Genomic DNA, 26,133 nt, shown 5'->3' on the forward strand with positions numbered 1-26,133 from the left:
CTCCTTAAGCGCTGGTTCGGCGCGCCGCCGCCTGCGTGATCCGGTCGAACATGACTCCGAGCAGTACGATGGCCAGCCCCGCCGCCAGGCCCTTTCCGAACAGCTCGCTCTGCGAGAATCCGGCTACGACGTCGTAGCCGAGGGCGCCGGCTCCCACCAGGCCGCCCACAACAACCATCGACAGCACGTAGATCAGGCCCTGGTTGGTCGCGAGAGTCAGGGCGCTGCGTGCCATCGGGAGTTGAACCTTGGTGATGATCTGCCAGGTGTTGCAGCCGGCCGCGGTCGCCGCCTCGACGGTGGTCTCGGGCACGTCCCGGATCCCGTCGGCGGTGATCTTGATGGCGACCGGCACGGCGTACACGACGGCGGCGACGATCGCGGTGAAGCGCGACGGGCCGAACAGCGCGAGGAACGGCACGAGATAGACGAAGGGCGGCATGACCTGTGCCGCGTCGAGTGAGGGCCGCAGCAGCCGGTCCACCATCATGCTGCGCCCCATCCACACGCCGAAGGCGATGCCGAACACCATCACCAGTACCGTCGCCACGATCGTCGAGGCCAGCGTCGTCATGGCGTCCGACCACATGCCGGTGCCCACCAGCAGGCCCACGCACACGGCCGTGGTGACGGAGACCTTCCACCCGCCGAGCACCACGGCGAGCCCGACCAGCACCGCGCCGACGAGCCACCACGGGGAGTCGGTGAGCAGCGACTGGAACGGGTTGAGCAGACCGTTGGTGATCGCGTTGCGGAAGGCGTTCGTGAGGCCCGACAGGTTGTCCTGCACCCAGGTCGTCACGCTGTCCGCCGCGCTCGCGATGTGGCTGCCGGTGGTGCCGTCGCCGGGGTACTGCGCCGCCCACAGATACGTGTGGGAGAGATAGACCAGCACGACGACGCCGATCGCGCCCGCACCGAGCAGCGGGCGGCGCCACTTCAGGAAGCGGCCCGTCGAGTTCCGGGCCTGCTCCGCACGCGTGCTGGACGCCGTCGTGACCCGGTCCAGCACGATCGCCATGACGACGATGGCCAGGCCCGCGTTGAAGGCCGTACCGACGTCGAGCGACTGCAGTGCCTGCATGACGGTCTTGCCGAGACCCGGTGCGTCGATCAGGGCGGCGATGGTCACCATGGCCAGGGCGGCCATGATGGTCTGGTTCACGCCCACCACCACGGTCCGCTTGGCCATCGGCAGCAGCACCTTCAGCAGCGACTGCCAGCGGGTCGAGCCCATCGAGTCGGCCGCCTCGACGGTCGTCTCGGGCACGTTGCGGATGCCGTGCGCGGTGATGCGGATCGCGGGCGGGGCCGCGTAGATCACCGTGGCGATCACGGCGGAGGCCGGACCGATGAGGAAGATCAGGGTGAGCGGGGCCAGGTAGACGAAGGTCGGCATCGTCTGCATGAAGTCGAGGAAGGGCGTGATGATCCGGTTGAACCGGTCGGACAGCCCCGCCCACACCCCCAGCGGGATCGCGAACACCAGCGCCACGAGCACGGCGGAGAGCGTCAGCGCCAGGGTGTCCATGCTCTCCTGCCACAGGCCTTGGAGCCCGAAGAAGGCGAAGCCGGCCATGGCGAGGAGCGCGACCCGCCAGTTGCCGACGGCCCAGGACACGAAGCCGGTGATGCCGACGACCCCGAGCCAGCCGATCTGCGGCAGCGGTCGGTCGCCGCTCGGCTGGGAGATCAGGTCCTGGACGAAGGTCACCAGGTTGTCGATGACCAGGCGGATCTCGTTGAAGAAGTAGAGGAAGAGCGGGTTGGAGTTGCGGTTGGCGCCGACCGAGTCGTTGAGGTCGTTGAACCACCGGTGCAGTCCGGTGAGGTCGGCCGCCGCGAGCGTCAGCGTCTGCTTTCCGCGCAGCACGGCGAACAGCACCAGCCACACGACGAGGATGGCACCGACCATCATGGGCCGGGTGACCTTGCGTCGCGGGCCCTTCAAGTCCGGTACGGCGTCCTCGACTTGCTGTGCGGGCTCCGGTTTCTCCACGGCGACGGCCATCACGCGTCGCCTTCCTGCCCGGCGACGACCGCGAGGATCTCCTCGTCGCCGACGATGCCGAGCAGCTTGCCGTTCTCGACGACCTTGACCGGCTTGTCGGCCGCGAGCACCGCGCGCGTGGCCTCGCGTACGACGACGTCCGGGCCCAACTCGGGGCCGTCCAGGGCGTCTCCGTCCACGGCGGGGCGCATGATCCAGCGCAGGGTGAGGACGTCTCCGCGCGGCACGTCCTTCACGAACTCACGCACGTAGTCGTCGGCGGGCGCGCCGACCAGCTCGTCGCCCGTCCCGCACTGCACCATCTTGCCGTCGCGCATGATGAGGATGCGGTCGCCCAACTTCAGCGCCTCGGACAGGTCGTGGGTGATGAACACCATGGTCTTGCCGACCTCGTGGTGCAGCCGGATGACCTCGTTCTGCATGTCACGGCGGATCAGCGGGTCGAGCGCGGAGAACGGTTCGTCGAAGAGGAGGACGTCCGGGTCACCCGCCAACGCCCGGGCGAGACCGACGCGTTGCTGCATACCGCCGGAGAGCTGGTCGGGGTAGGAGTTCTCGTATCCCGACAGGCCCACCAACTCGACGACTTCCAGGGCCCGTTTGGTGCGCTCGGCCTTGCTCATGCCGCGGATCTCCAGGCCGAAGGACACGTTGTCGACAACCCTGCGGTGCGGCAGCAGCCCGAAGTGCTGGAAGACCATGGAGAACTTACGGCGCCGCAGCTCGCGCAGCCGCTTGGCGTCCGCGTCCCGGATGTCCTCGCCCTCGAAGACGATCTCACCCGCGGTGGGTTCGATCAGCCGGGTCAGACATCGCACCAGGGTGGACTTCCCCGAGCCGGAAAGGCCCATGACGACGAAGACCTCGCCGGGCGAGACCTCGAAGTTCACATCGCGTACGGCGGCGGTGCAACCGGTGCGGTCCATCAGCTCACGCCGGGTGAGCCCGCACAGTTCCTCTGAGTCGGGTACCTGGTCCGCCTTCGGCCCGAACACCTTCCACAGCTTGCGCACGGAGATGACCGGGGTGGGGCCCGAGTCCTGGGGCGTGCCGCGCCGCTGCGGCACCTCGGTCTGTGCTGGGGTCACGATCGACCTCTTTTCGGCGTTCAGCCGCGGAACCAGTGCTGCGGCCGGGGTTGGATGTTCTGCCAGATGTGCTTGGGCTCTCGGTACTCGTTCAGGCCGGTCGGTCCCAACTCCCGTCCCACGCCCGAGTGTCCGAAGCCACCCCATTCCGCCTGCGGCACATAGGGGTGGTAGTCGTTGATCCACACCGTGCCGTGCCGCAGCCGCCGGGCGACCCGCTGGGCCTTGCCCGCGTCCTGGGTCCAGACGGCGCCGGCGAGTCCGTACTCGGTGTCGTTGGCGATGCGTACGGCGTCGTCCTCGTCGGTGAAGCGCTCGACGGTCAGGACCGGTCCAAAGGACTCCTCGTGCACCACCCGCATGTCCTGCGTGCAGCCGTCGAGGACGGTCGGCGGGTAGAAGTGCCCGTCGGCCAGGGCTGGTTCGGCCGGCCGCGCACCGCCGCACCGCAGTACGGCACCCTCCGCGATCCCGGCCGCGACATACGCCTCGACCTTCTCGCGGTGCTGTGCGGAGATCAGTGCCCCGGTCTCGGCCTCGGGGTCGAAGGGCCCGCCGAGCCTGATCTGCCGCGCGCGGCGCACCACTTCGTCCACGAAGCGGTCGTGCAGCGAGTCCTCGACGATCAACCGGGCACCGGCGGAGCAGACTTGGCCCGAGTGCAGGAAGACGGCCGTGAGCGCGAAGTCCACGGCCGTCTCGAAGTCGGCGTCGGCGAAGATGACGTTGGGGTTCTTGCCGCCCAGCTCCAGCGCCACCTTTTTCACGGTCGCGGCGGCGGTGGCCATGATGCGTTTGCCGGTCTCCAGGCCCCCGGTGAAGGAGACCATGTCGACGGCGGGGTCCTCGGAGAGCGGCGCGCCCACCTCGGGCCCGGTCCCGAGGACGAGGTTCGCGGCACCGGCCGGCAGCCCGGCCTCCTCCAGCGCCTTCATCAGCAGGATGGAGGTGGAGGGCGTCAGCTCACTGGGCTTGAGGACGATCGTGTTGCCCGCGAGGAGCGCCGGAGCGACCTTCCAACTGGCCTGCAACAGCGGGTAGTTCCAGGGGGTGATCAGCCCGCACACCCCAACGGGCTCATAGACGACCCGACTTACGGCGTCGTCGCGCCCGGTGTCGATGACCCGTCCGGCGTCGGTGCCGCCGATCCCGCCGTAGTAGCGGAAGCAGGAGACGACATCGGCGATGTCGTACTCGCTCTCCACCAGCCGCTTGCCGGAGTCCAGCGACTCGGCGCGGGCGAACTCCTTGGCGTCGCGCTCAAGGATGTCGGCGGTGCGCAGCAGCAGGGCGGCGCGTTCCCGCTCCGGGGTGCGCGGCCAGGGTCCTTCGTCGAAGGCGCGGCGGGCCGCGGCGATCGCGGCCTCGGTGTCGGAACGTGTTCCCTCGGACACGGTCGCGGTGAGCGTGCCGTCGGCGGGACAGCGGATCTCACGGTGACCGCCGGCCACCGCGTCGCGCCATTCTCCGTCCACATACAGGTCTGCCACGTGTGGAGCCCTTCGAGCGAATTCCGTTGCGCATTGTGCACCGTATTGCTTGTGGTGGAACACCCTCGCGAATGTGCAGACATACGTCAAGGGGTTGGCAGATGACGATTTCGCCATGCGGCCCATTGCCCGGCCGCCTCTTGACCGCGAGCGGCGCACGGCCCAACCATGTTGCGTATCGCTCACCATGTTGCGCAACACGCACCGACGGAGGCCGTTCATGTCCCCTCGACCGCACCCTGGCCGCGAATTCGTCCTCACCCTCTCGTGCCCGGACACCACCGGACTGGTCCACGCCGTGAGCGGCTTCCTCGTCCGGAACTCCGGCAACATCCTGGAGAGCCGGCAATTCGATGATCGGCTCAAGGGCCGCTTCTTCATGAGGGTCCACTTCGACGTTTCCGATCCAAACGCCGACCTGAAAACACTGCGTTACCGATTCGGCCCGGTCGCCGAGGCGTACCGCATCTCCTGGACCCTCCGGGACGCCTCGACGCCGACCAGGACCCTGATCATGGTGTCCAAGTTCGGCCACTGTCTGAACGACCTGCTCTTCCGCAAGCGCACCGGCGCCCTCAACATCGAGATCCCGGCGATCGTCTCCAACCACCGGGACTTCGAGGGCCTCGCGGACACCTACGGCATCCCCTTCCACCACATCCCGGTCACCAGGGACACGAAGGCGGACGCAGAGGCGCGTCTCCTTGAGCTGGTGCGCGAGCTGGACATCGACCTGGTGGTGCTGGCCCGCTACATGCAGGTCCTCTCCGACGACCTGTGCAAGGAGCTGGAGGGCCGCGCCATCAACATCCACCACTCCTTCCTCCCCAGTTTCAAGGGCGCCCGCCCCTACCAGCAGGCGTACGACCGAGGAGTGAAGCTCGTGGGCGCGACCGCGCACTATGTGACGCCGGAGCTGGACGAGGGCCAGATCATCGACCAGGACGTGGTCCGCGTCGACCACTCGCTCGACGCGGAGGAGCTGGTGACGGTGGGGCGGGACGTCGAGGCGCAGGTGCTGGCGCACGCGGTGAAGTGGCACAGCGAGAGCCGGGTGATGGTGGACGGGAATCGCACGGTGGTGTTCCGCTGAGCGGTTGCGGTCGTAGTCGTATACGGGTGTCGGCCGGTCAGCCGCCCAGCCGGTCCAGCGCCGCGCGACGCCAACGCTCGGTCTCCGCGAGCTGGTTGAAGGTGAAGACGTGCAGGCCGGCCACCCCCGCGGAGGGCGCGGTGAGCGCCCCCGCGGCGCGGGTGAGGAGCCGGTCCGGCGAATACCCACCGGGCGCCGCGAACCGCAGGAACCACGAGGCGTGCTTCGTGAGGAACCGCGTCGACTCCCCCACCCCGATCTTCGTCGCCATGGCCAGCAGCTTCGCGCGCTGCACCGGCCCCGCGACACCCACGTACAGCGGCAGCGTGACGTCGCGGCGCCGGATCCGGCCGACCCACTTCCCCAGCACGCGCGCGTCGAAGCACAGGTTGCTCACGATGTACGTGGCGTGGGTGCGCTTGTCCCACATGGCCTGGATGGTGAGGTCGTCGTGGATGAGGGGGTGGCTCTCGGGGTAGCCGGTGATGCCGACGCGGGCGAAGGGGCTGCCCAGCTCGCTCAGCCTGCGCAGCACCGGCAGCGCCCCGTCGTAGACCCCGGCCGGCGGATCGGCGTCGCCGGCGGGCACGAAGACGTCGTCGACACCCGTCTCCCGGAGCCGGTCGGCGACATCCTTGAGGTGCGCGTCGTCCCGCAGCAGCCGCGCGGGCACATGCGGGACCACGCGGTAACCGTGCGCCACCAACCGCTCGACGAGGTCGAGGGTCGGTTCCAGGCCCTTGACCGGCGACGCCGTCACGGTGACGACGACATCGCGCGGTACATGGGCGAGGACCTTCTCCTCGGTCGCCTTCGCGGGCAGCACCTCGTAACGGACGCTCGACAGCAGCGCCTTGAGACCGTCGCCGCCCAACCCGGGCTACCCGGCCTGCTTCTGGGCGTCGCGGTGGCGGTAGTACACGGCCTTGGAGGGAGCCAGCGGCTCCTTGCCGAGGATCAGGTCGGCCGCCTTCTCGGCGATCATCATGACGGGCGCGTAGATGTTGCCGTTGGTGACGTACGGCATGACCGACGCGTCGACGACCCGCAGTCCCTCGACTCCGTGCACCCGCATGCTGGTCGGGTCGACGACGGACATCTCGTCGGTGCCCATCTTGCAGGTGCAGGAGGGGTGCAGGGCGGTCTCGCCCTCCTTGGCGACCCAGGCGAGGATCTCCTCGTCGGTCTCGACGGAGGGGCCGGGCGAGATCTCGCCGTCGTTGTAGGGGGCCAGCGCGGGCTGGTTGAGGAGCTTGCGGGCGACCCGGATCGACTCGACCCACTCGCGCCGGTCCTGTTCCGTGGAGAGGTAGTTGAAGCGCAGCGCCGGGTGCTCCAGCGGGTCCTTGCTCTTGATCTTCACCGAGCCGATGGCGTCGGAGTACATGGGCCCGACGTGCACCTGGTAGCCGTGGCCACCGGCCGGCGACGAGCCGTCGTAGCGGACCGCGATCGGCAGGAAGTGGAACATCAGGTTGGGGTAGTCGACGTCCTCGTTGCTGCGGGCGAACCCACCGGCCTCGAAGTGGTTCGTGGCGGCCGGGCCCTTGCGGAAGAGCCATTGCAGGCCGATGAAGGGGGCGCGCCACTTCGCCATGTACGGCTGCATGGAGACGGGTTGCTTGCAGGCGTACTGGATGTACACCTCCAGGTGGTCCTGCATGTTCTCGCCGACGCCCGGCAGGTCGTGGACGACGTCGATGCCGAGCGCGCTCAGCTCCTCGGCGTTGCCGACGCCCGAAAGCTGAAGCAGCTGCGGGGAGTTGATGGCGCCGCCGCAGAGGATGACCTCGCGGGCGCGCACCTGGTGGAGCTTGCCGCGATGCTTGTACTCGACGCCGACGGCCTTCTTGCCCTCGAAGAGGACGCGGTTGACCATCGCGCGTGTGGTGACGGTGAGGTTGGGCCGCTTGCGTACGGGCTTCAGGTAGGCCTTGGATGCGGAGAGCCGGCGGCCCCTGCTGACGTTGCGGTCGAAGGGTGCGAAGCCCTCCTGCTGGTAGCCGTTGACGTCGTCGGTGCGCGGATAGCCCGCTTCCTGCACGGCGTCGAGGAAGGCGCCGAACAGCGGGTTGGTGGCGGGGCCGCGTTCGAGGACGAGCGGGCCGTCGTGGCCGCGGAACTCGTCGTCGGGCTCGGCCGCGAGGCAGTTCTCCATCCGCCGGAAGTAGGGCAGACAGTGCGCGTAGTCCCAGCTCTCCATGCCGGCGTCGGCGGCCCAGCGCTCGTAGTCCATGGGGTTGCCGCGCTGGAAGATCATGCCGTTGATGCTGCTGGAACCGCCCAGCACCTTGCCGCGCGCGTGGTAGACGCGCCGGTCGCCCATGTGCGGCTCAGGTTCCGACTCGTACTTCCAGTCGTAGAACCGGCTGCCGATCGGGTAGGTCAGCGCGGCGGGCATGTGGATGAAGACATCCCACGGGTAGTCGGGCCGGCCGGCCTCCAGGACGAGCACCTTGTTGCCCGGGTCCGCGGAGAGCCGGTTCGCCAGTGCGCTGCCGGCGGATCCACCGCCGACGATGACGAAGTCGTATTGCAGGGGAGCCATGATCTCTCGTCTCGCTCGCGCCGTAGATACGCGAGGCATGCTAATACGGGTATCGCCATACGCACCAGGTTGCGAGCAACGCAACTTGCAAGGTCCGGGTTTCGGGGTTGTTACAGGTGGTCGAGTGTGTCAGGGCCGGGGCGGGCAGCGCTCGGGCGCCCCGGACACCGGGGCGCGCGGCAGGTGGGGCGGGGTCATGGGGCGAGCGGGTGGACCGCGCCCATGGCCTGGTCGAGAAGCTGCGGCAGCGGCACCGTACCGTAGCGCTCGGCCCAGGTCTCGATGGCCGCGCCGAGGCAGCCGAGGGCGCCGGCGGTGAGAGCCGACGCGCCCGGGTCGTCTGGAGTGCGGCGGCGCTGTCCTTGCCCTGCCGCACGGCGGGCTCCAGGGCGTACCGCAGCGCCGGTCAGATCGGTTCGTCGTCCGGCCGCCGCTCAAGGGCGACCTGCGCCTCGACGGCCGGCCGTGTGCGCCCTCGCAGCGACAGCACCGGTTCGCCGGGAGAGACATCCATAAAGGTGGGGCTGCGATTCGGCCACGACCGGCATCCCCCTCGGCCCCGCAATTCGGGGGTGCGTGACCAGGGCACCCCGCAACCACGCGGCAAGGAAGCGACTCAAACACGCGTGTTCGAAACCAGCGGCGGGCTCGTTGTCCCGGTCATCATCAGTCGTCCCCAACCCGGCCTGTACGCAGCCCTGTTGGTGATCGTTCCGGTGGCCTCCGTGCACCGCCACCGGTCCACGCCCGTTCGCCCGCCTGATCGACCTCTGGAGGAACCATGAACCCCCACCCCACCCCCGCCGTCTGCGCCCCTCCCGTCCCCGGACGGCCCGAGGTCACTCGGGCGGCTGCCGGTGCCCGTACGACGTCCGGTGCCAGTGCCGCCGTATCGCCCGTCGCGGATATGTCACGTCCGACACCGAGGTGGGGGGCATGACCGACCCGAACCTCCTTCCTGCACCGCTCCGTTCATGGGCCGAGAGCACCCTGGGCCCGCTCACCGCCGTACGCCGACTCCCACCCGGCTCGTCGGCCGCGACCGTGTGGCATGTGGTCCGCGGGTCCGACAACGCCCGCTTCCACCTCAAGACCGCGCCGTCACCAGGGGCCTTCACCCGGGAGACGTTCGCCCACCGGCACGCCGTGCCCGCCCTCGGTCCCGGCAACGCGCCGCGTCTGGTGGCCACTTCGGCCCGGCACCTGGCCATGATCCTGACCGCTCTGCCCGGCGCGCCCCTGGCGCAGGTGCGGCTGACGGAGGCCGCGCTGCAGGCGGTGCACTGGCGGGCCGGGATGCTCGTCGCCGAGCTGCACCAGGCCGGACGGCCCACCACCACCGCGCGCCGCGAGGCAGCCGCGCTCCTGTCCCGCCTCGCCGACGCGGCGCCACGCCATGCCGAGGCGGCCGGCGACCGGCTGTCGGCGGAGGACCAGAAGTTCGTCATGCTGCTCGCCGACCACCTGTGCGTCCTGGACCGGCTGCCCCTGGGCTTCATCCACGGAGGCGGCATCGAAGCCGGCCTCCGCTGGTCCGGCGGCACGCGGCCCGCCCTCCAGGACTTCGACCGGGCGCGTTTCGCCCCGGTCGTCGTCGACTTCGTCCATCTCGCCTACGGGCTGTGGGCCGAACGGCCGCGCGTGCGCGCCGCGTTCTTCGACGGCTACGGCCGCACGCCGGGCGCCGATGAGCGGCAGGCCCTGCGCTGTCTGACGGGACTGCACGCGGTGCGGTCGCTGGCCGAGGGCCTGGTCCGCGCGGACCGGGCGGCAGTGGACACCGCCCGGGCGGTACTGGACCGGCTCAAGAGCGAGGTGGGCGTGTGAGCCCCGCTCCCCGGCCGACGGCGTCCGCAAGGGTGGTGGGGGCGGGGCGAGTCGCGCCCCCACCACCCGCCGAGCTGCGCTACGGCGGCAAGTACAGCAAGAACCCGCTGGAGGAGGCCGCGTTCGCGGCGATGGTGCGGCGGCTGCCGTCCGTGCTGACACGGACCGCGCGGACGGCCTGGGCCATCGACCGGCGGGCCGTACTGCTGCTGATCGGCTGCCAGTTGGCCGTCGGTGCCGGTGCCGCGGTCCAACTCACGGCCACCGCGCACGCGATGCGGGCGGTCTTCGGCACCGGCCCGGTGCCCGACCGCCTCCACCAGGCGCTGCCCGCCCTCCTCGTCATCACCCTGGCCGCGATCACCGGCAGGACGGCGACCGCGCTGTCGTCGTACGCCGATGGCCGGATCACACCGGTGCTGACCACGGAGGCGGACAGTTCGCTGGTGGCGGCGGTGTGCCGGATCGAGGCCGCCGCGCGCGCCGAGGACGGGTGCGCGGACCGGCAGGAGGCCGCCGAGATGGGCGTGGTCCGCAGCCACGTCATGGTCCAGGACGCCACCCGCCTCACCGCCGCCGTCATCCGGATGGCCGCCGCGAGCGGGGTGCTGACGGTGCTGCACCCACTGCTGCTGCCCCTGCTGCTGCTCGCCGTGGTCCCGGCCGGTGTCGGCGCCGTGCTGCACGCCCGGGTCACCTACGAGACGCACTACGCGAACGTCGGCGACCGCAACGTCCGCCAGAACCTGCGGGGTTGGGCCACCAGCGCGAAGTTCACCGACGAGATCCGCGCCAACACCATGACCGGCTATCTCGACTTCTGGTACCGCACGATCTCCGAGCGGATCGACGCCCGCACCCTGACCGCCACTCCCCGGATGCTGAGGATCGTGCTGGCCAGTTCGGCGATCGGCGGGATCTTCCTCATCGCGACCTGGGCGGCGCTCGCGTGGCTGGTGAGCACCGGGAGGATCGAGCCGGCGATCGCCGGGACCGCGGTCGTCGCCGTGCAGACCACCCTCGGCGCACTCTCCCAGGTCGTGATCTATGGCGCGGCCATGTTCCACACCTCGCTCTATCTCGCCGACATGGACTCCTTCCTCGACTACGCCGACCAACACGCGCCCAAACGCGGCGAGTTGACGCTGACAGGACCGGTCACGGAGATCCGGATGGAGGAGGCCGCCTACCGGTATCCGGGCAAGGAGGCCCCGGCCGTCGCCGGGGTGTCGCTGACCGTGCGGCAGGGCGAGATCCTCGCGCTGGTCGGCGAGAACGGGTCGGGAAAGTCCACCCTGGTCCGGCTGCTCGCCGCCATCTTCCTGGCCGACAAGGGCACGGTCTCCTGGAACGGCCAGGACGTCGCCCGTCTCGACCCCGACAGCCTGTGGGTCAGGTCCGGTCTTGTCCCCCAGTCCTTCGCGCAGTGGCCGCTGTCGGTACGGGACAACGTCACCCTCGGCCAGCCGCGCGAGGACGGCGACGCCCTGGTCCGGGAGGCGATCGACGCGGTCGGCCTGACCGAGGCCGTCCACCAACTCCCCGCCGGACTGGACACGTTGCTGGCCCGGGACGTGTGGGGCGGCAGCGAGTTCTCCGGCGGACAGTGGCAGCGCCTGGCCTGCGCACGCGCCCTCTACCGCAGAGCGGGACTGCTCATCCTGGACGAACCGACCTCGGAGATGGACGCCCGCGGCGAACACACCATCCTCCGGAGGATCAAGGCACTCTCCGCCGACTGCATCACGATCGTGGTGACCCACCAGCTCGTCAACACCAAGATCGCCGACCGGATCCTCGTCATGGACCACGGCCGGATCGCGGAACAGGGCACCTACGACCAACTCGCCGCCGGAGGAGGCCTGTTCGCCGACCTCCTCGCCCTGTCCACCGACCGCTGAGAGGACGCGCCGGACGGTCCCGTTTGACCTTGACACGGTGACAAGGTTTTCACTGCTTCCCAAGGAGGTGGTCCCGATGACCATGACGAGACCGGATTCGGATGCGATACGGGCGCTCCAGGGGCTGGCGGACAGGCGTCCGTCCGTGCGGCTGCGGGCGGCGCTGGCGGTCGGGACGGCGCCCGACCCGCGCTTCGTCGACAAGCTCGTCGAGCGATGCGCGATCGAGCCCGAGTTCTTCGTCCGGGACATGCTGACCTGGGCGCTCACCCGCCACCCGCTGTCCCTGACGCTTCCCGGACTGTTCCGCGAGGTCCGTTCGGAGCGTGCGCAGGCACGCAGTCAGGCGCTGCACACACTGTCCAAGATCGGGGACCGGCAGGCGTGGCCGGCGATCACACGGGCACTGCTGTCCGACGCCGACGACGAGGTGGCGAGGAGCGCCTGGCGGGCCGCGGTCGTGCTGGTGCCGGAAGGCGAGGAGTCCGCCTTGGCCACGGTGCTGGCGACGCAGCTCGGGCGCGGTGAGCGGGGGACACAGCTGAGTCTGAGCCAGGCGCTGGTCGCGCTGGGTGAGGTGATCGTCCCGGCTCTGCGTGTCGCGACGACGGTCCCCGACCCGCGGGTGCGGGCGCACGCGCTCGCCACCCAGAGGCTGCTGCGCGACCCGGACGCCGGCTTCGAGTCGGCGATCGAGGAGGCCAAGCGCGTCGCCGCCCTCACCGGGGCGCCCAGGACGGACGATGAGAACCGTGCTGATCGGTGAGGTGTCGAGACGGTCCGGGGTCAGTGCCCGCATGCTCCGGCACTACGAATCCCTCGGCCTGGTGCGGCCTTCGGGCCGTACGGGATCCGGTTATCGGGAGTACTCCGCGGAGGACATTCGGCGGATCTTCCACATCGAGAGCCTGCGGTCGCTGGGCCTGTCGCTGCGGGAGATCGGGCGCGCGCTCGACGATCCCGGTTTCACGCCCTCGGCGCTCATCGGCGACCTCATCCGTCGGACACGCGATCGCATCGCGGCCGAGACCGAACTGCTCACGCAGCTCGGCCGGATCCATGCCGCGGACCCCGGCGGCTGGGAGGACGTGCTCCAGATCGTCGCGCTCCTCCAGGCACTGGGGTCCAAGAGCGCCGACGCCCGCCAGCGCGCGGTCCTCTCCTCGGGCGACGAGGTACCGGTGGAGGCCCTGGTCGAGGCGGCGCTCAGCGAGACGGAGCCGAACGTCGCGGGCGCCCTGCGCTGGGCGCTCGCGCGGTCGGAGGACGGCGGCGCCCCGGCGCTGCTGGCGGAGGGCCTCGGCTCACCTGTGGCCGCGGTGCGGGAACGTGCCGTTCAGGCCCTCGTCGAGCTGCCCGGCGACGAAGCCGCCGCGCGGCTGCGGGACGCCCTTGCCGACCCCGACGCCGTGGTCCGTGGGTACGCGGCACTGGCGCTCGGTACCCGTGGTGTGCCCGACGCGGTCCCGGCGCTCGTCGACATGATCGTGGCGGGACGGAACGACACCGACGCGGCCGATGCGCTGAGCGCCCTGGCGAGCGACACCGCGACAGCGGATCGGATCGCGGCCGGACTCGTCGACCGCCTTGCCGACGACACCACCCGGGCACCCGCACGCGGGCGGCTGACCCAGGCACTGGCGGACATTCCGGGGACGACGGCATCACATGCCCTCGTCGAGCTGTCGCACGACGAGGACCGCGCCGTCGCGCTGACTGCCGCATACCTTCTTCAGCTGCGCGAGGCGCGCTGACAACACCTACGCCCCGCGCGGCTCCGTCCCGTCGCCCCTGTCGTACGCCCCGGGGCTGACCAGGCCCGTCTCGTACGCGACGACGACTGCCTGGGCGCGGTCGCGGAGGGTGAGTTTGCCGAGGATGTGGGAGACGTGGGTCTTCACCGTGGCCTCGGACAGGTGGAGTCCGGTGGCGAGTTCGGCGTTGCTCAGGCCCTGGGCGAGGAGGCGCAGGACGTCCAGTTCGCGGGGTGTGAGGGCGGCCAGGTCACGGTGCAGGGACGGTCGTTCCGTACTGCGGCGGGCGAATCGCTCGACCAGACGGCGGGTGATGGCGGGGGCGAGCAGCGCGTCGCCGGCCCGGACCATGCGGACGGCGGCCACGAGGTGTTCCGGCGTGACGTCCTTGAGGAGGAAGCCGCTGGCTCCGGCGGCGAGCGCCGCGTAGACGTAGTGGTCGAGGTCGAACGTGGTGAGCATGACCACGCGCGGTGCGTCCACAGCGCCGGCCAGGATGCGCCGGGTCGCCTCCAGACCGTCCATGTCGGGCATCCGGATGTCCATCAGCACCACGTCGGGCCGGGTGCGCCGGACCGCCTCGACGGCTTCGGCGCCGTCGGTCGCCTCGGCGACGACCTCGATGCCGTCGGCGTCGAGGATCAGCCGGAAGCCGGTGCGTACGAGGGCCTGGTCGTCCGCGACCACGACGCGCGGCGCGCGGTTCACTGGTCCTCCAGGGGGAGTACCGGGACTGCCGGGATCAAGGCCTGTACCCGGTAGCCGCCGAGCGGGCGGGGGCCGTTGCGCAGGGTGCCGCCGTAGACGGCGAGGCGTTCGCGCAGGCCGATCAGTCCGCGGCCGTTGCCGGTGGCCGCGGCGCGGCCGGGCCTGCCGCCGGTGTCCGTGACCTCGACGTGGAGTTCGTCGTCGCCGTACGACACCCGGACCCTGGCGTCGGCCCCGGAGGCGTGCTTCACCGTGTTGGTCAGGGCCTCCTGGACCACGCGGTACGCGGCCAGTTCGACTCCCGGGGACAGCGGGCGGGGGGTTCCGGAGACGGTCAGTTCGACCGGCACTCCGGCGTCGCGTACCCGGCCGACCAGCACCTCCAGCCGGTCCAGGCCCGGTTGCGGGGCCAGACTCTCCAACTCCGCGCGCTCGAAGCCCTGTTGTGCACCGGGAGCTGTGCCCATTCCTGCATCTGTGTCCATCGTGAGCAGGCCCATCACGTTCCGCAGCTCCCCCATCGCCGCCCGGCCGCCCGCCTCGACCGCGAGCAGCGCCTCGCGCGCCCCGTCGGGGGACTTGTCCATGATCTTGCGGGCGGCACCGGCCTGGATGACCATCACGCTGACGTTGTGCGTGACGACGTCGTGCAACTCCCGGGCGATCCGGGCGCGTTCGTGTTCCACGGCCCGGTGCAGCTCCTCGGTCCTGGCGTTCTCCACCGCCGTCAGCCGGGTGCGGGTCTCCGCCGCCCGCAGTTTCCAGGTCCTGAGGCCGATGGCGGCCACGACGAGCGGCGCCGAGATGAAGAGGGCGACGTACTGGGTGGGCACGGTGGGTGCGACGTAGACGTACGGGTTGGGCGGACCCGCGGCGCCCGACCTGCTGATGAGGACGATCGTCACCGTGAGGCTCGCCAGGGTGGGCAGCCGGTGGGGGCTGTAGGCCGCCGCGCTGTAGGCGGCGATGACGCAGGAGTAGAAGGTGAGTCGGGCCACGTCGTCCGGGGTGAGTGCCATCGCGACCGTCACGATCCACAGCACGGCGAGCGGGTAGCGGCGCCGCCACGCCAGCGAGGCCGAGGCCAGGAACACGACGGCCACCAGGCCGGTCATACGGTGCCGGTGGGCCTCGTCGTAGCCGTCGCCCCACGCGTACTGCATCGCCACGAAGGTCAGCACGAGCGCCAACGCGGCGTCGACGAGCCGCTGTTGCCCGGTGGGGCGCGGCAGCAGGCCACCGGGGCGCAGCAGCGCCCGGGCCGCTCGGTGCAGCCGGGCCGGAACTTCCTCTCCCACCGTCACCGGCCCATTGTCCCGGGCGACGGCACCGCCCGGAATCCCTCCGGGGGACGGGCCACCTACATCCCGCGGCTACATCCCAGGGATGAGATCCCTGGCCATCGGCCCCGGATGGACACGCAACCCTCTCGCAACCTTGCGTGTGCTGCGATGGGGCATCGCATCCGGCTTTCTCGGGACGGCAGACATGGACGACAACACCCCGCGCGTCGAACTCACCCCCGCCGCGCAGGACCTGCTGCGCCAACTGCACGCCCAGCACGGCCCACTGATGTTCCATCAGTCGGGCGGCTGCTGCGACGGCAGTGCGCCCATGTGCTACCCGGAGGGCGAGTTCCGCACCGGCGGCTCGGACGTGCTGCTCGCCGAGCTGGCCGTCGAGGGCGTGCCGGAACCCGTGACGTTCTGGATCTCGCGCAGTCAGTACGAGGTCTGGAGTCACACGCGGCTGATCGTGGACGTCGTAGCGGGTCGCGGCAGCGGTTTCTCGCTGGAAGCACCCGAGGGGGTGCGTTTTCTCACCCGTTCCCGTGTAGTCGGCGCCTAGGAGCCCCGTCGGCCATCGTCTTCTGATGCACTTCCCCTGAGTCCTGGGAGAGTTGACGAGACATCAGGGGGCACTGTGACGCACCGTCAGAAGCGTTCCGGAGCAGCACGTTTCAGAGCCGACCGTTTAAGAACGGGCAAGCCGGCACTCGCGTTTCTCACGGCATTCGGCGCGCTGGCCGGTGCGGCCCTGGTGGGGGCGGCACCGGCCGGTGCCGTGCCGGGCACCACACGGCTCGCGCCGGGCGTCACCTACCGGCAGTTCGACATCCGGGCGGCCAGGGGCGTGACCCACGCCCATGTGGTCGTGGTGGACCTGCGCAACACCCATGTGCGGGTCAACCTGCTGTACCCGGGCGTGGTGGCGGCCCGGGAGCCCGTCTCCGAGCTGGCCGACTCGGCGGGCGCCGTCGCGGGCGTCAACGGCGACTTCTTCAACATCAGCGAGACCCAGCACCCGGGCGTCGCGGCCACGGGTGCCACCGACGGACCGGCCGTCGCGAGCGGTGTCGCGCTCAAGGGGTCGGTGCCGGACGGCCAGCGCTTCGGACCGGCGCTCCCGCCCGGCACGAACACGCGGAACGTGCTCGGTGTGGGCATCGACCGCGTGGCCCGGCTGGACAGCCTCACCCTCAAGGGGACGGTCGGTACCCCGGAGGGTCGGATGCCGCTCGGCGGGTTCAATCAGTACGCGCTGCCGGTCGACTCCATCGGTGCGTTCACCAGACAGTGGGGCAACGTCTCCCGGGTGCGTGCCACCTGTGGCACGGACACCGACCGGGCCGCCGCGTGCAGCACGGACACGTACGAAGTCACCGTTCGGCACGCGCGGGTCGTGTCGGTGTCCCACACTCCCGGCAGTGGTGCCATCGCCGCGGGCACCACCGTCCTCGTCGGCCGTGAGGCGGGCGCGCAGCAGCTGCGGAAGCTGTCCGTCGGCGAGCGGGTGCAGGTGCTGCACCGGCTGGTGGCGTCGCGGTCCGGGGTCCCGTACCGCTTCGCCCTGGGCGGCTATCCGGTGCTGCGGGGCGGCCGGCCGCTGTCCGGCCTCGACAACACGACCTCGGCGGTGCGCACGGCCGTGGGGATCGCGCAGAACGGCCACCGTCTGCTGTTGTTCGCGACGGACGGCGCGGTCGCGTACCGCAGCGGTCTGACGATCGCCGAAGTCGCCGCCGAGATGAAGAAGTTGGGCTCGGTCGACGCCTTCAGTCTGGACGGCGGCGGCTCGACGACCCTGGTCGCCCGCGCGCCCGGCGCGAGCGCCGTCACGGTACGGAACCACCCCAGCGGAGGCGCCGAGCGACCCGTACCGAACGGCGTCGGAGTCTTCTCAACCCGCTGACCTCGGATGACCCGCTGACCTCATGGATGCAGTCCGCTCACCAGATCCGCGGTGGCCGTGAGGCCGCTGTGGATCGTGGGCGCCATGCTGGTACTGGCCATGAAGAACCCGAGCAGTGCGCAGACCAGCGCATGGGAGAGCTTGAGCCCGCCGCTGCGCATGAAGATCACCGCAAGGATCAGGAGCAGCAGCACCACAGAGATGGAAATCGCCATCGTCACCCTCCTCCGCCACGCCGTCATGTCTGGTTCGCGGCGTTCGGCCGCAAGTGTGGCGTAGCGGAGGGTTCATCCGGGCTACCGACGTGTCCCCCGAACGTGTGGTGTCACGCCGAGCGGTGGGCGTCCAGGAAGGCTTCCAGTCCTGCGAGGTCGTCGGTGTTGAGGAAGTCCACACCGGCGGCGAACAGTTCCTCCCACAGCGCGTCACGGGCGGGCCCCGCCAGGTCCGGGGTGTTCCAGAACCGCACGGTCTGCCCGGCCGTGTGCGCCTGCCGCACGATGTCGCGCAGCTTCTGCCGCTCGGCGTCGGGGAAGACGCCGTCGCCGAGCCAGGTGAAGTTGTTCTGCCAGTTGTCGCTGATGAGCGAGATGAAGGAGGCGTGCGCCGAGGTGCCGAGGTCGGTGAGCCGGCCGTCGTAGAAGGCGCGGCGCACGGTCTGCGACTCCATGGGGATACGGGCCGCGCGGTCGCCGGAGATGACGTTGGTGACCGCGCCCTGGTGGACGCGTCCGTGGGCGTAGGTGGTGAACAGGTGCTTGTAGCGCAGGAGATGACGGTCGAGTTCGAGGTACGTGGAGGAGCCCTCGGTCTTGATGTCGATCAGGAGCTGGAGCGGCTTGCGCCAACCCCGGTACACGGAGCCGTGGTTGGCCTTCACGAGGGCGGAGAGCGGGTCCAGGTAGAGGGATTCGAGGGTGCGGCTCGGGTCGAGTTCGGACGCGTCGTGTCCGATGAGGAGTTGGTCGCCGACGAGGAAGATGTCGGCCTCGACGCTGCCGAAACGGTGGTCGAGGGCGTCGAAGAGGGGCCGGGGGTGCTCGTAGTCGTTGTGGGCGTGGGCGCGCCACAACGGGCGTCGGCGGTGCCCCTGTTCGGCGGCGAACGCGCTGCCGGCGGGCGGGGCGAGCACGACCGCGAGGGTGGCGCCGAACGCGGTGAGGGCTCTGCGACGGGTGATGAGGGCCATGGTGTTCCTCCCTGTGGGGCGGGTTCGAACCACAGGGAGTATGGGGCTGTACGGCCCCCAATGAACCTGTACATGCCAGGAGTTGGCCGGACCGTCCTTGCTTGTTCACTCCTTCGGCGGGAGCGCACGGAAAAGCCCGCCCCAGGTGGGACGGGCTTCACCGGATGGTCGAACGGCGGTCAGGGAGCGCGCAGATCGACCAGTTCCGCCAGCGCCTCACGATGGGCGCCCGCCGTGCCGTAGGCGATCGAGTCGGCTTTGGCCCGCTTCAGGTAGAGGTGGGCCGGGTGCTCCCACGTCATGCCGATGCCGCCGTGCAACTGCACTGCCTCCTCGGCCGCGTGGACGGCGACGGACGCCGCGTAGGCCTGCGCGACGGCGACCGCGATGCCGGTGTCCTCACCGGTGGTGAGCGCGTCGGCCGCGTTCCGTGCGGCGGCCCGCAGGCTGACGACCTCCAGCCACAGCTGTGCGAGCCGGTGCTTGAGCGCCTGGAATCCGCCGACGGGCCGGTTGAACTGCTTGCGCTCCTTCAGGTACCGGACCGTCTCGGTCAACGTCCAGTCGGCGAGCCCGAGTTGCTCGGACGCGAGCAGCCCGGCCCCGGCCCGCAGCGCACGCCGTACGGCAGGAGCCGCGTCGCCGATCCGGCGCCCCGCGGCCCCGTCGAACACGACACGCGCCAGCGGCCGGGTCAGGTCCAGGGACACCTGCGGTACGACGGTCACGGCGCTCGCCTCGACGGCGTACAGCCCGCCGTCCTCGCCCGGCACCAGCAGCACATCGGCGGCGCCCGCGTCCGCGATCCCGGTCAACTCGCCGTGCAGGGAACCGTTTTCGAGCCGTACGGTCTTGTGGGCGGCGCCCGGAGCGACGCTGAGGGAGACGGCGAGGACGCCGATCCCGCGCCCGGACGCCAGCTCGGCGAGGAGGTCATCGGCCCCGCACTCAAGGAGTGCCTCGGTGGCGACGACCGCGCTCGTGAGGTACGGGACGGGGGCGACCGCGCGGCCCAACTCCTCCAGTACGACGGCGACTTCGCGGTGGGTGGCGCCCTGGCCGCCCCGCGCCTCGGGCACCAGGAGGCCGACGAGGCCGATGCCCTCGGCGAGGGACTTCCACAGGGACAGGTCGTGCGGGGCGTCCGACTCGGTGCGCGCGATGACGCCCGTCGCGTCGCAGTGGTCCGTGAGCAGGTCCCGGACGACGGCGCGCAGCGCCTCTTCCTCCTCCGAGTAGAGCAGGTCGGTCATCGGGCGAGGTCCTTCCAGGCGACGTCCTTGTCGGTGCGCGGCTCGGCCGGCAGGCCCAGGACGCGTTCGGCGACGATGTTCAGCAGGACCTCGCTGGTCCCGCCCTCGATGCTGTTGCCCTTGGAGCGGAGGTAGCGGTAGCCGGCGTCGCGGCCGGTGAAGTCCACGAGTTCCGGGCGGCGCATGGTCCAGTCGTCGTACAACAGGCCTTCCTCGCCCCGGAGTTCGACCTCCAGGCCGCTGATCTCCTGGTTGAGGCGGGCGAAGGAGAGCTTCATGCCGGAGCCCTCGTGACCGGGCTGGCCCGCCACGAGCTGCTGGCGCAGCCGCTCGCCGGAGAGCCGGGCGACCTCGGCCTCCACCCAGAGCTTGAGGAGGCGCTGGTGGAGGTCGTGGGTGCGCAACTCCGGGCGCTCGCGCCAGGTTTGGCTGATCGGGCCGATCATGCCGCCCTCGCGCGGGATGCGCATTCCGCCGATGGAGACGCGCTCGTTCATCAGCGTGGTCTGCGCGACCCGCCAGCCGTCGCCGACCTCGCCGAGGCGGTGGGCGTCGGGGATGCGGACGTCGGTGAGGAAGACCTCGTTGAACTCGGCCTCGCCGGTGATCTGGCGCAGCGGCCGGACGTCGACGCCGGGGTCGGTCATGTCGCAGACGAAGTAGGTGATGCCCGCGTGCTTGGGCACGTCCGGGTCGGTGCGCGCGATGAGGATGGCCCAGCGGGCGAGGTGGGCGCTGGACGTCCACACCTTCTGCCCGTTGACGATCCAGCCGTCGCCCTCACGCACCGCTCGCGTGCCGAGCGCGGCCAGGTCGGACCCGGCGCCCGGTTCGCTGAACAGCTGGCACCAGACCTCCTCGCCGACCCAAAGGGGCCGCAGGAACTGCTGCTTCTGTTCCTCCGTGCCGTACTTGAGGATCGTCGGGGCGGCCATGCCGAGGCCGATGCCGATCCGGCGCGGGTCGTTGTCGGGGGCGCCCGCGGCCGCCAACTCGGCGTCCACGACGGCCTGGAGGGCGCGCGGGGCGCCGAGGCCGCCGAGACCCTCGGGGTAGTGGATCCAGGCGAGTCCGGCGTCGAAGCGCGCCTTGAGGAAGGCTGTTCTGTCGGTCTCCAGGGGTGGGTGCGCGGTCAGCAACTCGGCCGTACGACGCCTGAGTTCCGCTGCATCGATGGTCATGCGGCGGCTCCGTTCTCCAACGACGGCAGGATGGTGACCCGGCCGGTCGTGACACCGTCGGCGACCCTCTGCACGGCGGCCGCCGCGCCGCTCAGCGGCACGCGCTCGCTCACCAGGGGCTTGATGACACCCCGGGCAGCCAGGTCGGTGAGCTGCTCGTGGCAGTGGAGGATCAGCTTCGGGTTCTTGGTGGCGTACAGACCCCAATGCAGGCCCAGGATCGAGTAGTTCTTCACCAGGGCGTGGTTGAGCGACGGGCTCGGGATGGTGCCGCTCGCGAAGCCGACGACGACGATCCGGCCCTCGAAGGCGACGACCTTCGTGGACTGCGTGTAGGCGTCGCCGCCGACCGGGTCGTAGATCACGTCGGCACCGCGCCCGCCGGTGGCCTCCTTGACGGCCGCGACGACGTCCTCGGTGCGCCGGTCGATCACGACGTCGCAGCCCAACTCCCGCGCCACGGCGGCCTTGTCGGCTCCTCCGACGACACCGATGACGGTGGCGCCGGCGGCCTTGCCGAGCTGCACGGCCGCGCTGCCGACCCCGCCGGCGGCGGCGTGCACGAGCAGGGTCTCGCCGGCCTCCAGATGGGCGCGCCGGTGGAGGCCGAACCAGCCCGTCTGGTAGCCGATGTGCAGCGCGGCGGTCTCCGCGTCGTCCAGCGACTCGGGCGCGGGCAGCAGGCCGACGGCGTCCGCGACGGCGTACTCGGCGAATCCGCCGTACGGCAGCGCGGGGTTGGCGATCACGCGGCGGCCGTCCTCGGTCTCGCCGCAGATCTCCACGCCGGGGGTGAACGGGAGTGGAGGCCGTACCTGGTAGTGGCCGCGGCACATCAGGACGTCCGGGAAGTTGATGTTCGCTGCGCGTACCTTGAGCAGGACCTGGCCTTCGCCCGGCGTGGGTCGTTCCACCTCCGCCAGGCGCATCGCCTCACTCGGCTCGCCGTTCTCGTGCACTTGCCATGCCTGCATGCGGGGCCTCCACGGGACTGCTCTGTCTGACCGGGGTCGGTTGCATACTAAGCGGTCGCTTGCCGATCAGGGAACCGTCGGGTTCGTCACGGTCGGGTGGGTGCGTGCAGTTCTTTGACCGCGGGTCGGTGGGGGCTGGGCGCGCAGTTCCCCGCGCCCCTTTCGGGGCGCTTCTACTGAGCCTTCTTGGGACGTGCCCGTACATGCATACGTTCCCCCTGCGGGCCGAACAGGCTCAAGAACTCCACCGGGCCCTCGCCCGTCGAGCCGAACCAGTGCGGGACTCGGGTGTCGAACTCGGCCGCCTCCCCCGGGCCGAGCACCACGTCGTGCTCGCCCAACAGGAGCCGCAGGCGGCCGGACATCACATACAGCCACTCGTAGCCCTCATGCGTCCGCAGATCAGGCTCGACCTTCCGCTGCGGTTCCAGGACCTTGTACGCCTGGAGGCCGCCGGGCTGGCGGGTCAGGGGCCAGTGGGTGCGGCCGCCCCGGACGATCGGCTCGGCGCGTACTCGTGGGTCGCGGACCGTCGGCGCTCCCACGAGTTCGTCCAACGGCACCTGGTGGGCCCGCGCGATCGGCAGCAGCAGTTCCAGGCTGGGCTTGCGGAGGCCGGACTCCAGCCTGGACAGCGTGCTCACCGAGATCCCGGTCGTCTCCGAGAGCCCGGCGAGGGTCGCGCCCCGCTCCTTCCGGATCCGCCGCAGTCGCGGGCCGACCTCCGCCAGGACCTCGTCCGTGTCGTCGCTCATGACCGTCATTGCAGTTTCGGCAAACGCGTTTGTCAATACGGTCGGATCGGGGCGACCTTCTGAGTGGAGGTGGTCACCGTGACCGACGCATACGAAGTGATCGTCATCGGCGGCGGCGCCGCCGGTCTGTCCGCCGCACTGGTCCTGGGCCGGTCCCGGCGCCGCACGCTCGTCGTCGACGCGGGCGAGCCGCGCAACGCGCCCGCCGCGCACATGCAGGGCTATCTGACCCGGGACGGCATGTCCCCCGCCGAGTTCCTGGCCCTGGGCCGCGAGGAGATCGCGCGCTACGGCGTCGAGCTGGTCCAGGACCGGGTCATCGGCATCGCCGGAGGCTTCACCGTCACGCTGGCCGGCGGGAGGACCGTCCGCGCACGCCGACTCGTCATCGCCACCGGCCTCAAGGACGAGCTGCCGAACATCCCCGGAGTCGCCGAGCGCTTCGGCCGTGACGTGATCCACTGCCCGTACTGCCATGGCTGGGAGGTCCGCGACCAGGCCTTCGGTGTGCTCGCGACGACGCCGATGAGCGTGCACCAGGCGCTGATGGTCTCGCAGTGGTCCAAGGACGTGACCCTGTTCCTGCACACCGTCGCCGAGTCCGAGCTGACCGACGAGGACCTGCGCAGGCTGGCGGCTGCCGGGGTCGCCGTGGTGCCGGGGGAAGTCGCCGAACTGACCGTCGAGGACGACCGGCTCACCCGCGTCCGTCTCACGGACGGGACCGCGTACCCCCGCGAGGCCGTGTTCGTCGCACCCCGCCCGATCCCGCAGACCGGCCTGCTGGAGCAACTGGGCGCCGAAATGCAGGAGACCCCCTTCGGCAGGTACCCCGTGGTCGACCCGACGGGCCTGACGACCGTGCCCGGGGTGTGGGCGGTCGGCAACGCGATGGGCTTCGGCGAGCAGGTCGTCAACGCGGCCTCCGCCGGCTACCGCGCGGGCGCCACGATCAACGGGGAACTACTCATGACCGACCTCGACACCGCCCCCTAGGGGCGCGGGGAACTGCGCGACCAGCCACAACGCACCCGCAGACAAAAAAACGACCGTTCGTCGGCGTGAAAAACAGCGGAGCGCGCCGCACGATGGCTGCATGCTGCTGACCCGGCTCGCGCATGTGTCCCAGGAGGTCGCCGCCACCTCGGCGCGGTCCCGGAAGATCGCTCTGCTCGCGGAACTCTTCCGGGACGCGGAGGCCGACGACGTCCCGATCGTCATCCCGTACCTGGCGGGCCGCCTGCCGCAGGGCCGGCTCGGCATCGGCTGGAAGGTGCTGAGCCGGCCGGTCGCACCGGCCTCGGAACCCACCCTCACCGTGCGCGAGGTGGATGCCCGTCTCACCGCTCTCGGCAAGGTGTCGGGCGCCGGTTCGCAGGCCGAACGGGCGCGCCTGGTGGGCGAGTTGATGGGTGCGGCCACCGCCGACGAGCAGCACTTCCTGTTCGGTCTGATCACGGGCGAGGTCCGGCAGGGCGCGCTGGACGCGGTCGCGGTGGAGGGCCTGGCGGAGGCGACCGGCACACGTCCGGCGGATGTGCGGAGGGCGGTGATGCTGGCGGGTTCCCTCCAGACCGTCGCCGAGGCCCTGCTCACCGACGGCCCCGCCTCCCTCGACCGCTTCCGCCTGACCGTGGGCCGCCCGGTCCTGCCGATGCTCGCGCACACCGCCTCCTCGGTCGCCGAGGCGGTCGAGAAGCTGGGCGAGTGCGCGGTCGAGGAGAAACTCGACGGCATCCGCGTCCAGGTCCACCGCGACGGCGATGTCGTACGGCTCTACACCCGCACCCTCGACGACATCACCGACCGCCTCCCCGAACTCACCGCCGCGGCCCTGGAGTTGAGAGGCGAGCGGTTCATCCTGGACGGCGAGGTCATCTCCTTCGACGAGGACGGGCGGCCCCGTTCCTTCCAGGAGACGGCGGGCCGGGTCGGCTCCCGGGTGGACGTGGCCACGGCCGCCGAGACCGTCCCCGTCTCCCCCGTGTTCTTCGACGCCCTGTCCGTCGACGGCCGCGACCTGCTCGACCTCCCCTTCGCCGAACGGCACGCGGAACTGGCCCAGTTGGTGCCGGAACCGATGCGCGTCCGCCGCACACTCGTCTCCGGCCCGGAGGACATCCCCGCCGCCGAGGCCTTCCTCGCCGAGACCCTGAAGCGCGGCCACGAGGGAGTCGTCGTCAAGGGCCTCGACGCCCCCTACAGCGCGGGCCGCCGGGGCGCCTCCTGGCTGAAGGTGAAACCCGTCCACACCCTCGACCTGGTCGTGCTGGCCGCCGAGTGGGGCCACGGCCGCCGCACCGGCAAGCTCTCCAACCTCCACCTCGGAGCCCGCAACCCCGACGGCTCCTTCGCGATGCTCGGCAAGACCTTCAAGGGCATGACCGACGCCGTGCTGACCTGGCAGACCGAGCGCCTCCAGGGGCTGGCCGTGGAGAGCGACGGCCACGTGGTGACCGTACGGCCCGAACTCGTCGTAGAGATCGCGTACGACGGACTGCAGAAGTCCACGCGGTACCCGGCCGGTGTCACGCTCCGCTTCGCGCGGGTCGTGCGCTATCGCGAGGACAAGCGGCCGGAGGAGGCCGACACGGTGGAGACGTTGCTGGCCGCGCATCCGGAGGTGAAGCCGTGAGCGGGACGGGGAAGCGGAGCGCCGGGCTGCTGTTGTTCCGGCACACCGATCACGGTCTGGAGGTGTTGCTCGGGCATATGGGCGGCCCGTTCTTCGCACGCCGGGACGTGGGGGCGTGGAGTGTGCCCAAGGGTGAGTACGAGCCCGACGAAACCGCATGGCACGCGGCCCGACGCGAGTTCCAGGAGGAGCTGGGGCTCGCGCCGCCCGAGGGCGAGGCGATCGAGCTGGGCGAGGTGCGGCAGACCAACGGGAAGGTCGTCACCGCGTGGGCGATCGAGGCCGATCTCGACCCGGCGACCGTGGTCCCCGGCACCTTCCGCATGGAGTGGCCGCCGAAGTCCGGGCAGGTCCAGGAGTTCCCCGAGCTGGACCGGGTCGAGTGGATGGGCCTCGAACGGGCGCGGGCCGTCGTCGTCAAGGCGCAGGCCACGTTTCTCGACCGGCTGGCGGAGCACTCGGGCTGAGCGACCACGCAGGCGCGGGCGCCCTCGCACCGAGCGGGGGCGTACGCGTTGCGGCCGTCCCCACCAC

23 protein-coding genes are annotated in these 26,133 nt (G+C 70.7%); 10 read left to right on the forward strand and 13 right to left on the reverse strand.

The genetic code is table 11. The annotated features are described in order from the left end of the window. Positions 1 to 4: 4 nt before the first annotated feature. Genes ACIBJH_RS28260 through ACIBJH_RS28270 form a run of 3 tightly spaced genes read right to left on the reverse strand, consistent with a single transcriptional unit; the run spans position 5 to position 4,589 of the window. Positions 5 to 2,011, reverse strand: a complete 2,007-nt coding sequence (locus ACIBJH_RS28260; RefSeq protein ID WP_399119898.1) for an ABC transporter permease — start codon at positions 2,009 to 2,011, stop codon at positions 5 to 7. Continuing rightward, positions 2,011 to 3,099 carry a glycine betaine/L-proline ABC transporter ATP-binding protein gene (locus ACIBJH_RS28265; RefSeq protein ID WP_399119693.1) on the reverse strand — a complete coding sequence of 363 codons (1,089 nt, stop codon included), beginning with the start codon at positions 3,097 to 3,099 and terminating at the stop codon, positions 2,011 to 2,013. Before ACIBJH_RS28265 ends, ACIBJH_RS28260 begins: the two co-directional genes overlap by 1 nt. A gap of 20 nt (positions 3,100 to 3,119) precedes the next feature. Beyond that, on the reverse strand, positions 3,120 to 4,589 hold the full coding sequence (locus ACIBJH_RS28270; protein WP_399119694.1) for an aldehyde dehydrogenase family protein: 1,470 nt from the start codon (positions 4,587 to 4,589) through the stop codon (positions 3,120 to 3,122). A 220-nt stretch (positions 4,590 to 4,809) separates the two neighbouring features. Here ACIBJH_RS28270 and purU point away from each other — a divergent pair, with 220 nt between their 5' ends. Next, positions 4,810 to 5,682 carry a formyltetrahydrofolate deformylase gene (purU, locus tag ACIBJH_RS28275; RefSeq protein WP_399119695.1) on the forward strand — a complete coding sequence of 291 codons (873 nt, stop codon included), beginning with the start codon at positions 4,810 to 4,812 and terminating at the stop codon, positions 5,680 to 5,682. Between the two features lie 37 nt (positions 5,683 to 5,719). On the opposite strand, the gene ACIBJH_RS28280 is transcribed toward purU, so the two are convergent. Both ACIBJH_RS28280 and betA read right to left on the reverse strand, forming a co-directional pair. Then, entirely contained in the window at positions 5,720 to 6,556 is an 837-nt protein-coding gene (locus ACIBJH_RS28280; protein WP_399119696.1) for a 5,10-methylenetetrahydrofolate reductase, read from the reverse strand. A gap of 6 nt (positions 6,557 to 6,562) precedes the next feature. Further along, the gene (gene betA, locus ACIBJH_RS28285) at positions 6,563 to 8,230 is read right to left on the reverse strand and encodes a choline dehydrogenase (protein WP_399119697.1); all 1,668 of its coding nucleotides are present in this window, start codon (positions 8,228 to 8,230) and stop codon (positions 6,563 to 6,565) included. 936 nt (positions 8,231 to 9,166) lie between these two features. Between betA and ACIBJH_RS28290 the strand changes: the two genes are divergently transcribed. From ACIBJH_RS28290 to ACIBJH_RS28305, 4 genes are all read left to right on the forward strand, one after another. Beyond that, positions 9,167 to 10,057, forward strand: coding sequence for a phosphotransferase (locus ACIBJH_RS28290; RefSeq protein WP_399119698.1), 891 nt, complete (start codon positions 9,167 to 9,169; stop codon positions 10,055 to 10,057). After that, the gene (locus ACIBJH_RS28295; protein WP_399119699.1) at positions 10,054 to 11,958 is read left to right on the forward strand and encodes an ATP-binding cassette domain-containing protein; all 1,905 of its coding nucleotides are present in this window, start codon (positions 10,054 to 10,056) and stop codon (positions 11,956 to 11,958) included. The genes ACIBJH_RS28290 and ACIBJH_RS28295 overlap by 4 nt, the downstream gene beginning before the upstream one ends. Positions 11,959 to 12,034: 76 nt before the next feature. Next, complete coding sequence (locus ACIBJH_RS28300) at positions 12,035 to 12,724, forward strand: HEAT repeat domain-containing protein (RefSeq protein ID WP_399119700.1); 690 nt, start codon at positions 12,035 to 12,037, stop codon at positions 12,722 to 12,724. Continuing rightward, positions 12,711 to 13,712 carry a MerR family transcriptional regulator gene (locus tag ACIBJH_RS28305; protein ID WP_399119899.1) on the forward strand — a complete coding sequence of 334 codons (1,002 nt, stop codon included), beginning with the start codon at positions 12,711 to 12,713 and terminating at the stop codon, positions 13,710 to 13,712. The genes ACIBJH_RS28300 and ACIBJH_RS28305 overlap by 14 nt, the downstream gene beginning before the upstream one ends. Positions 13,713 to 13,718: 6 nt before the next feature. On the opposite strand, the gene ACIBJH_RS28310 is transcribed toward ACIBJH_RS28305, so the two are convergent. Then, entirely contained in the window at positions 13,719 to 14,420 is a 702-nt protein-coding gene (locus tag ACIBJH_RS28310) for a response regulator (RefSeq protein ID WP_399119701.1), read from the reverse strand. Then, positions 14,417 to 15,724, reverse strand: a complete 1,308-nt coding sequence (locus ACIBJH_RS28315) for a sensor histidine kinase (protein ID WP_399119702.1) — start codon at positions 15,722 to 15,724, stop codon at positions 14,417 to 14,419. The genes ACIBJH_RS28310 and ACIBJH_RS28315 overlap by 4 nt, the downstream gene beginning before the upstream one ends. Positions 15,725 to 15,908: 184 nt before the next feature. On the opposite strand from ACIBJH_RS28315, the gene ACIBJH_RS28320 reads away from it, so the two are divergent. Together ACIBJH_RS28320 and ACIBJH_RS28325 are read left to right on the forward strand one after the other, a co-directional pair. After that, positions 15,909 to 16,268: a DUF779 domain-containing protein gene (locus ACIBJH_RS28320; RefSeq protein ID WP_399119703.1), complete on the forward strand. Its 360-nt coding sequence runs from the start codon at positions 15,909 to 15,911 to the stop codon at positions 16,266 to 16,268. Positions 16,269 to 16,460: 192 nt separating this feature from the next. Further along, on the forward strand, positions 16,461 to 17,612 hold the full coding sequence (locus ACIBJH_RS28325) for a phosphodiester glycosidase family protein (protein ID WP_399119900.1): 1,152 nt from the start codon (positions 16,461 to 16,463) through the stop codon (positions 17,610 to 17,612). Between the two features lie 20 nt (positions 17,613 to 17,632). Here the strand turns inward: ACIBJH_RS28325 and ACIBJH_RS28330 are convergent, their stop codons facing one another. From ACIBJH_RS28330 to ACIBJH_RS28355, 6 genes are all read right to left on the reverse strand, one after another. Next, positions 17,633 to 17,827: a hypothetical protein gene (locus tag ACIBJH_RS28330; protein WP_026150825.1), complete on the reverse strand. Its 195-nt coding sequence runs from the start codon at positions 17,825 to 17,827 to the stop codon at positions 17,633 to 17,635. Positions 17,828 to 17,937: 110 nt separating this feature from the next. Further along, a complete protein-coding gene (locus ACIBJH_RS28335; RefSeq protein WP_399119704.1) occupies positions 17,938 to 18,801 on the reverse strand; it encodes a phosphatidylinositol-specific phospholipase C/glycerophosphodiester phosphodiesterase family protein in 864 nt (287 codons plus the stop codon). A 179-nt stretch (positions 18,802 to 18,980) separates the two neighbouring features. Then, positions 18,981 to 20,054: an acyl-CoA dehydrogenase family protein gene (locus ACIBJH_RS28340; RefSeq protein ID WP_399119705.1), complete on the reverse strand. Its 1,074-nt coding sequence runs from the start codon at positions 20,052 to 20,054 to the stop codon at positions 18,981 to 18,983. After that, entirely contained in the window at positions 20,051 to 21,235 is a 1,185-nt protein-coding gene (locus ACIBJH_RS28345; RefSeq protein ID WP_399119706.1) for an acyl-CoA dehydrogenase family protein, read from the reverse strand. Before ACIBJH_RS28345 ends, ACIBJH_RS28340 begins: the two co-directional genes overlap by 4 nt. Further along, a complete protein-coding gene (locus ACIBJH_RS28350; RefSeq protein WP_399119707.1) occupies positions 21,232 to 22,209 on the reverse strand; it encodes an NADPH:quinone oxidoreductase family protein in 978 nt (325 codons plus the stop codon). The genes ACIBJH_RS28345 and ACIBJH_RS28350 overlap by 4 nt, the downstream gene beginning before the upstream one ends. A gap of 173 nt (positions 22,210 to 22,382) precedes the next feature. Beyond that, the gene (locus tag ACIBJH_RS28355) at positions 22,383 to 22,964 is read right to left on the reverse strand and encodes a helix-turn-helix domain-containing protein (RefSeq protein ID WP_399119708.1); all 582 of its coding nucleotides are present in this window, start codon (positions 22,962 to 22,964) and stop codon (positions 22,383 to 22,385) included. Between the two features lie 78 nt (positions 22,965 to 23,042). Here ACIBJH_RS28355 and ACIBJH_RS28360 point away from each other — a divergent pair, with 78 nt between their 5' ends. The 3 genes from ACIBJH_RS28360 to ACIBJH_RS28370 all read left to right on the forward strand — a co-directional run bounded on the left by ACIBJH_RS28360 (position 23,043) and on the right by ACIBJH_RS28370 (position 26,066). Then, positions 23,043 to 23,960, forward strand: coding sequence for an NAD(P)/FAD-dependent oxidoreductase (locus tag ACIBJH_RS28360; protein ID WP_399119709.1), 918 nt, complete (start codon positions 23,043 to 23,045; stop codon positions 23,958 to 23,960). Between the two features lie 100 nt (positions 23,961 to 24,060). Continuing rightward, positions 24,061 to 25,599 (forward strand): ATP-dependent DNA ligase, encoded by a 1,539-nt coding sequence (locus ACIBJH_RS28365; protein WP_399119710.1) that lies wholly within the window; start codon positions 24,061 to 24,063, stop codon positions 25,597 to 25,599. Continuing rightward, complete coding sequence (locus ACIBJH_RS28370; RefSeq protein WP_399119711.1) at positions 25,596 to 26,066, forward strand: NUDIX domain-containing protein; 471 nt, start codon at positions 25,596 to 25,598, stop codon at positions 26,064 to 26,066. The genes ACIBJH_RS28365 and ACIBJH_RS28370 overlap by 4 nt, the downstream gene beginning before the upstream one ends. Positions 26,067 to 26,133 lie beyond the last annotated feature (67 nt).

The sequence above is a fragment of the Streptomyces sp. NPDC050548 genome, assembly GCF_044457385.1.
In the GTDB taxonomy this organism is placed as follows: Bacteria; Actinomycetota; Actinomycetes; order Streptomycetales; family Streptomycetaceae; genus Streptomyces.